The 4,530-nt window shown below is 62.1% G+C and carries 7 protein-coding genes; 3 read left to right on the forward strand and 4 right to left on the reverse strand.

Annotated features, from left to right (window positions below; translation table 11 throughout):
- The 3 genes from Y708_RS25105 to Y708_RS0113820 form a co-directional block, all read right to left on the reverse strand.
- A partial coding sequence (locus Y708_RS25105; protein WP_155853876.1) for an MBL fold metallo-hydrolase occupies window positions 1-338 on the reverse strand: 338 nt, incomplete at its 3' end.
- A 21-nt stretch (window positions 339-359) separates the two neighbouring features.
- Complete coding sequence (locus Y708_RS0113815; RefSeq protein WP_028280389.1) at window positions 360-1,796, reverse strand: APC family permease; 1,437 nt, start codon at window positions 1,794-1,796, stop codon at window positions 360-362.
- A gap of 86 nt (window positions 1,797-1,882) precedes the next feature.
- On the reverse strand, window positions 1,883-2,554 hold the full coding sequence (locus Y708_RS0113820) for an aspartate/glutamate racemase family protein (RefSeq protein ID WP_035776371.1): 672 nt from the start codon (window positions 2,552-2,554) through the stop codon (window positions 1,883-1,885).
- A gap of 123 nt (window positions 2,555-2,677) precedes the next feature.
- Here Y708_RS0113820 and Y708_RS31435 point away from each other — a divergent pair, with 123 nt between their 5' ends.
- The 3 genes from Y708_RS31435 (at window position 2,678) to Y708_RS29265 (ending at window position 4,168) form a co-directional block, all read left to right on the forward strand.
- A complete protein-coding gene (locus Y708_RS31435; RefSeq protein ID WP_028280391.1) occupies window positions 2,678-2,926 on the forward strand; it encodes an ATP-binding cassette domain-containing protein in 249 nt (82 codons plus the stop codon).
- Window positions 2,927-3,003: 77 nt separating this feature from the next.
- The gene (locus Y708_RS29260) at window positions 3,004-3,459 is read left to right on the forward strand and encodes a DUF4383 domain-containing protein (RefSeq protein WP_155853877.1); all 456 of its coding nucleotides are present in this window, start codon (window positions 3,004-3,006) and stop codon (window positions 3,457-3,459) included.
- Between the two features lie 124 nt (window positions 3,460-3,583).
- Window positions 3,584-4,168, forward strand: coding sequence for an ATP-binding protein (locus Y708_RS29265; RefSeq protein ID WP_155853872.1), 585 nt, complete (start codon window positions 3,584-3,586; stop codon window positions 4,166-4,168).
- Window positions 4,169-4,313: 145 nt separating this feature from the next.
- Here the strand turns inward: Y708_RS29265 and Y708_RS25120 are convergent.
- A partial coding sequence (locus Y708_RS25120) for a rhodanese-like domain-containing protein (RefSeq protein ID WP_035776373.1) occupies window positions 4,314-4,530 on the reverse strand: 217 nt, incomplete at its 5' end.

The following is a 4,530-nucleotide window of genomic DNA, read 5'->3' on the forward strand; positions in this document are numbered from 1 at the left end:
GCGGGAGCAAGCCGCTTGAGCAGCCGGCGCACGCGCGTTGGCGGTGGGACGTCGCCGCGGAGAATGGCCGCGTCAGCCGCGCCGAGCCAAACCCGAGCATTGAGGGTCTGCTGCAGCCGCTTCACCACCTGGGAGTGGTCAGTGTCGTAATGGGTGAGCAGGATGTCAGTGACTGTGCCAACGGCGGGCTCAGCGCACCCCAGTTCTTCCAGCACCGCAGCGTAACCGCTGTTCATTCCGGGATCGACGACGGCGGTGTGGCCGCTTCCGTGCAGCAGGTAGCCGTTGGCCCCTTTGGACCCCTCCAACTGGTAACAGTTCTCTGCTATTGGACGCACAGCGGCCTTCCTGGCTCTTTATCAGCGGTTTTTCAGGGCGGAAAGCAACCGGTGCTCGGCGTCCTCGCCCGGTTGTATTCCGGTGGGTATCCGAAGCAGGAAGTATGCGCCAAGCAACCACCACAGCCCAAAGAGAATCCATGGCGGTGGGGTCAGCGCGGCAGGCATGCCCGGCAGATACAGGCTGAGCAGCCCGGTACACAGCACCGCGGCGGCCACACCGATGATTATGCCGCCGTTCCCGGCGCCGCCAACCCTGAGCGGCCGGTCCATCTGTGGTTCCATGCGGCGGAGAATCACAAAAACAACGGATACCAGGATGTAGGCGATGACAATGCTTGGAGCACCGGAATCCACGAGCCACACCAGCATCGCTTCGCCGAAGAATGGAGCAATGAAGGATAACGCGCCGATGAACAACAGCGCGTTTGACGGCGTGCGGTATTTCGGGTGCAGTGTGCCAAACCAGCGTGGCAGCATTCCGGAACGGGCCATGGAGTACATCAGGCGGGAGGCTCCCAGCAGCAGGGAGTTCCACGAGGTCAGGATCCCGGCAATGCCGCCGGCAATCAGCACTTTCGCCATGATGTCACTGCCGAACAGTGCGCCCATGGCATCGGCCGTAGCGATATCGGCCTGGGCCAGATCCCCGGCCGGTAATGCCGACCCGGTGGTCAGGATGGTCATGACGTACCAGATGGTCGCAAGCACCACTGCCACCACCACGAGCCTGCCGATCTGGCGCGCCGGAATTTTCACTTCTTCCGCCGACTGGGGTATCACGTCGAATCCCACAAACAGGAAGGGGACCACCACCAGTACGGCGAAGAAACCGCCCATGCCTCCAGTGAAGAACGGCTCCATATTCTCCGCCGAACCCCCGGTAAACGAACCGAACACCAGCATGAGCCCAATGATCAGCAGGAGGAGGACAACAAATGTCTGGGCTACTCCGGCCAGTTTCACCCCGAGGATGTTAATTCCGGTGATGACGACGGCGGCCACCGCGCCCACCAGGGCCCACGTGAGGTGCACCTGGCTGCCGGCGACTTCCCACAACGGGACCTGGTTCAAATCGGGAAATAAATAGAGCGCAGTACGGGGAAGCGCAACGGCTTCGAAAGCCACGATCGTGACGTAGCCCCCGGTAATGGCCCAGGAGCCGATGAAGGACCACCTCGGTCCCATGCCGCGCAGCAGGAAGTTATGCTCACCGCCGGCTTTTGGCATTGCAGCGGTCAGCTCGGCGTAGGCCAGTCCCACCACGCCCATGATGACGCCGCCGGTAAGCATCGCGAGGACCGCGCCCATGGTGCCCGCCGAGGAAATCCAGCCGCCGGTCAGCACCACCCAGCCGAAACCGATCATGGCGCCGAAGCCCAGGGCCAAAGCATCCCAGTTGCCCAGGACCTTCAGCAGGGACGCTTCTTCCTTCGGTGGGGATGATGCAGTTGCCATGGAACACGCCTTCCGTGGGTCCAGCACCGCCGGGTTTTGCCGGTGCGGTGAAAAGAGCTTACCGCCGAACGGACGGCCGGGCTGGATCAGCGCGCCGACTGAAGTAACCGGGCGTTGTCGATGGCTCTGACCTCAACGGCCAACACGGCAGCTGCGGCAAGGACGGCGTCGATTACCGGCACCCGGAACCTGCGACGAAGCTGCTCTGCCACGCCCATGCTGGTGAGTCCTGTGCAGGCCTGGAGTATCACATCGGCGCCTGCATCGATCAGGCGTTCCGCGGCACGGTAGGTCTCATGGACTCCGCTGGGGGTCAGCAGTTCGGTGGTCTTGTGCACGCCTTCCGGTGACTCGACCGTGCGCAAAGCATCGCCAAGCACACGGTTGACCGCTGCGGGCGTTCCGGAGTGCAGGGCGAGAACTCCTACCCGCGAACCGAGCGCAAGGGCAGTACCGGCGCCCGCGGAGCCTGCACCCACCACGGGGATGTTCACCAAGGCGCGCGCTTCTCCCGCCCCGGGATCGGATGAGCAACTGATGAGTATGCCGTCAACGTCGCCGCCAAGAGACAGCACCAGTGCTGACACCTTGGATGCCGCGGAGCGGAAACTATCCGCATCGTGAACACCCTCCGGCTGATCGGGCACTGCATATGACACGACATCCAGCCCGAATGCCTCACGCACAACCTGAACGTGAGCGTTCAACAGGCGTGGATCGTTTGTGGACAGAACCCTGATGAGAACGATTTGTGGCATGGAAACCTCACTGAGCCGATAACGAACGAAGTAACTTCCCCATTCTTGACCGCGGCCGTTACGGCGAGGTTTCCGATGCGTGATGACTAGAGCCCGAGGCCTCCCCAATGTGCCCAGGAGGTCTTGAGGATTGATGCCAAATTTCTGCAGCAGTCCGGCGTCCTGCTGTCCGGAGGCCAGCGCCAGCAGCTCGCTATCGCCAGGGCACTTATGACGGAGCCGCGGCTGCTGATCCTTGACGAACCGACGGAGGGTATCCAGGCGTCAGTGGTCGCTGAGATTGAACGCACCATCCTTGATCTCTCGGCTGGCGGCAACTTACAGGTGCTTCTGGTGGAGCAGCACATCGGCTTTGCATTGGGAGGCGGCTGATCATTTCTATGTGCTTGCCTCCGGACGGGTGGCCTCGGAAGGCCCCGGCAGCAAGGCCGTAACGGACAACGTGCGCGCTGCGATGCCTATCTAGAGTTGTATGGCATGCCGGACTGATCATCGACCACGAGTCCGCCGCCAACTTCGTTCCGCTCAACGGCGCTGATAAATGGCTGCCCTTGCTCCTAGGCATCGCCATGATCGGTCTCGCACTAGCCTTGAGCGGCAAAAAGTCCACCCGGGTATGGGGCCGAGCGCGCACAGCTCTCTCGATCGCAGAGCTGGCAGATGCGCTGGCCCTGGCCTGCTGGCTCAGACCCACCAGTCTACCGAGTTTGCTCACGCTCAGCCCCGGATCCGCAAACACCGAGACCAGCGCTGCGGCACTACTCGTGTTGAGCCGTCTCACTCGCATCGCTTCACCCAGAGCGAGGTCGGTGAGTGCTAAGGACACTGCCAGAAGAAGATTGGCCGTCCGCCCAGTATCCGTTGAGTGTCAGTGTCGATCGATGGGTCCTTCAGTAGTCCCGTAAGAAGTTGGGCTTGCGGGACTACTGGCTGGCCACAAAGCGCTGGGTAACCACGCCACTTACCGCTGCAACTCACAGGTTTTACCCGCCGCAACGGCAGCCTGGGCGGTTTGCCATAGAATCAAAAATGTCTAAAGAATCTAAACAAGAAAAAGGTTACCGTGGCGAACCCCTTCAAGCCGAAGCCAGCGCAGAGCCGCCGCATCTCATTGGGCGTGAGGAAGCGCTGGATCTCTTTGTCGAGGGGCTCGAAGATGGCGCCGGCGCACCCGGTCTGCTGAGCATCATCTCCGGGCCGCGCGGGATAGGCAGGACCGCCCTGCTTCACCGCGCGGAGAGAGTGGCGCTCGAACATGGGTGGGCGCCAATCTCCGACACCGCCACACCGGGCCTGCTTGAGCGCCTCAAACACGGCGTCGAGGTGCACCTTCGCGAACTGGGCAAAGGGACGTCCAAGTGGCATATCACTGCCGTGCAGGTAGCTTCGTTCGCCGTTGCGCGGGAGATGACCCCAGCTTCCCAGGTCGATCTGCGGGGACAAATGACGGAACTGACCACGATTCTTCGTGAGCACGGCACCGGCTTGCTGATCACTGTCGATGAGATCCATTCAGTGGATCGCTCCGAGGTCGTCCAGTTGTCGGCTACGGTTCAGCACCTGATCCCGGAAGGGCGAGGAGATGTAGTCCGGTCACCGCAGCCCCGACGGTGAGCAGGCTCCGGCGTTCAGCGGGTCGCAGTTGGTCCGGTCAGGAGGTTCCCTGGTGGTTCCTTACACGGTCTCTGTACCGATAGGGGCTGGTACAGGCAGATGTGCACTGACCGCCCAAAACAGGTTGGTGTATCGTGCGGGTGGATCAGGATTCCAGCGGGACGCTTGCTTTTCCGGCTTGGCCGAACATGGCGTCGATGTGGACGACGTCCTTGTCGGCGCGTTGCAGCAGGCTGGCGCCGACGCCGGAGCGGTAGCCCGATCCGCAGTGGATCCAGAGCTTGCCCGCAGGGATCTCTTCCATGCGGGTGAGCAGTTCGTGCAGGGGGATATTTACGGCTCCCGGGATGTGGGAGGAGGTG

Origin of the sequence: Arthrobacter sp. H5 (assembly GCF_000520595.1) — a bacterium.
Classification (GTDB): Bacteria; Actinomycetota; Actinomycetes; order Actinomycetales; family Micrococcaceae; genus Arthrobacter_D.